This is a genomic window from Microcoleus sp. OTE_8_concoct_300, from assembly GCF_031383065.1.
Classification (GTDB): Bacteria; Cyanobacteriota; Cyanobacteriia; order Cyanobacteriales; family Microcoleaceae; genus Microcoleus.
This window is the reverse complement of the sequence record NZ_JANMZH010000490.1, coordinates 1-1627: the sequence shown is the minus strand read 5'-3', so window position 1 is coordinate 1627 and position 1627 is coordinate 1. Positions and strand designations below refer to the sequence as shown.

At 42.3% G+C, this 1627-nt stretch carries 2 pseudogenes; both read left to right on the top strand.

Annotated elements, in window-relative coordinates:
- Window positions 1-253 precede the first annotated feature (253 nt).
- Window positions 254-1447: pseudogene (locus tag ACUVJL_RS22125) on the top strand (RNA-guided endonuclease InsQ/TnpB family protein).
- 78 nt (window positions 1448-1525) lie between these two features.
- Window positions 1526-1627: pseudogene (locus ACUVJL_RS22120) on the top strand (phosphoribosylformylglycinamidine cyclo-ligase); the annotation flags it as partial.

Genomic DNA, 1627 nt, shown 5'->3' with positions numbered 1-1627 from the left:
GATAAATTCGGTTTAGCAATTTCAATGAAAGTGGATTAATGTCTCGAAGTAAAAACATATAAAACCTCTTTAAATAAAACTTGATGTTTTTAGTATATCATATTATTTGATTTGTGTAATTAATTTTGTTTGACTACTTATCAGATATTTGGGTTTAAAACCCCGTCCTTCTAGGACGGCTTTAATTGTAAGGTTTTGATAACTTGCCAAACATCTTATACTGGAACGTGTAGTATAAGGTGGGAGGTAAACCATGTTAGTTTTTGAGTTCAAAGCATACGGAAAATCAAATCAGTTCAGCGCAGTAGAAGAAGCAATTCGTACCGCAAAGTTTGTTCGCAATAGCTGTTTGCGCTATTGGATGGACAACCCAAAAATGGGTAAAAATGACTTGAATAAATACTGCGCCGTACTGGCTCGCGAGTTTCCGTTTGCCGACGAACTTAACTCAATGGCAAGACAAGCCAGTGCAGAACGAGCATGGTCTTCTATTTCCCGATTTTACGACAACTGCAAGAAGAATGTTGCTGGCAAAAAAGGATATCCACAATTCCAAAAATATTGTCGTTCAGTGGAATACAAAACCACTGGCTGGAAACTTGCCGACGATCGGAAATCAATTAACTTTACCGATAAAAAAGGGATTGGGCGATTAAAGCTGAAAGGCACACGCGACTTGCACTTCTACCAAATCAGTCAAATAAAAAGAGTGAGACTGGTTAAACGTGCTGATGGCGTGTACGTTCAATTCTGTGTGGATGTCGATAGAAAAGAAAACACAGAACCCTCTGGTACTACGATCGGATTAGACGTGGGGTTGAAGGAATATTACACCGACTCGAACGGAACTAGGGTTGAAAACCCGCTTATTCCTGAGAAAATGTGAAAAAGTTCTAAAACGCTCTGGGCGTCGTGTATCCAGAAAGGTCAAAGGTTCAAATAACAGGGGCAAAGCTAGGCAGATTCTAGGGTTACGCCATCTCAAAATAAGTAGACAGCCGCATTGCACCATGCTGTGAAATTAGCAAGGTGCGTAGTTCAGTCAAACGACTTGATAGCCTACGAAGATTTGAGAATCAAAAACATGGTAAAGAATCATTGCTTGGCTAAGTCCATTAACGACGCATCTTGGTATCAATTCCGCGTTTGGCTTGAATACTTTGGTAAAGTATTTGAGAAAATTACGGTTGCGGTGAATCCACAATATACCAGCCAAGAATGCTCTAGCTGCGGCGAAATTGTCAAGAAAACGCTATCTACAAGAACCCACGCTTGCAAGTGTGGCTGTCTATTAGATCGTGACGAAAACGCAGCTAAAAATATCCTTAGTCGAGGATTGGGTACGGTAGGGCATACCGGAACCTTTGGCCTTGAGCCAAGGAACGCTTTGGGAGAATTAGTCCCTACTGTGGTTGGAGAAATCCTGCTTCAGCAAACTAGCTCGTAGATCAAAGAATCCCCGCGCCTTCAGGCCGGGGAGTGTCAAGGGAATAAACTAAAAATTAGAAATCGATTTGGCGGACTTATGGATTATCGAGAAGCAGGTGTGGATGTTGAGGCGGGCAGAGCTTTTGTCTCGCGCATCGGGAGTATGGTCAAGAGCACGCACCGATCCGGAGTTTTGGGC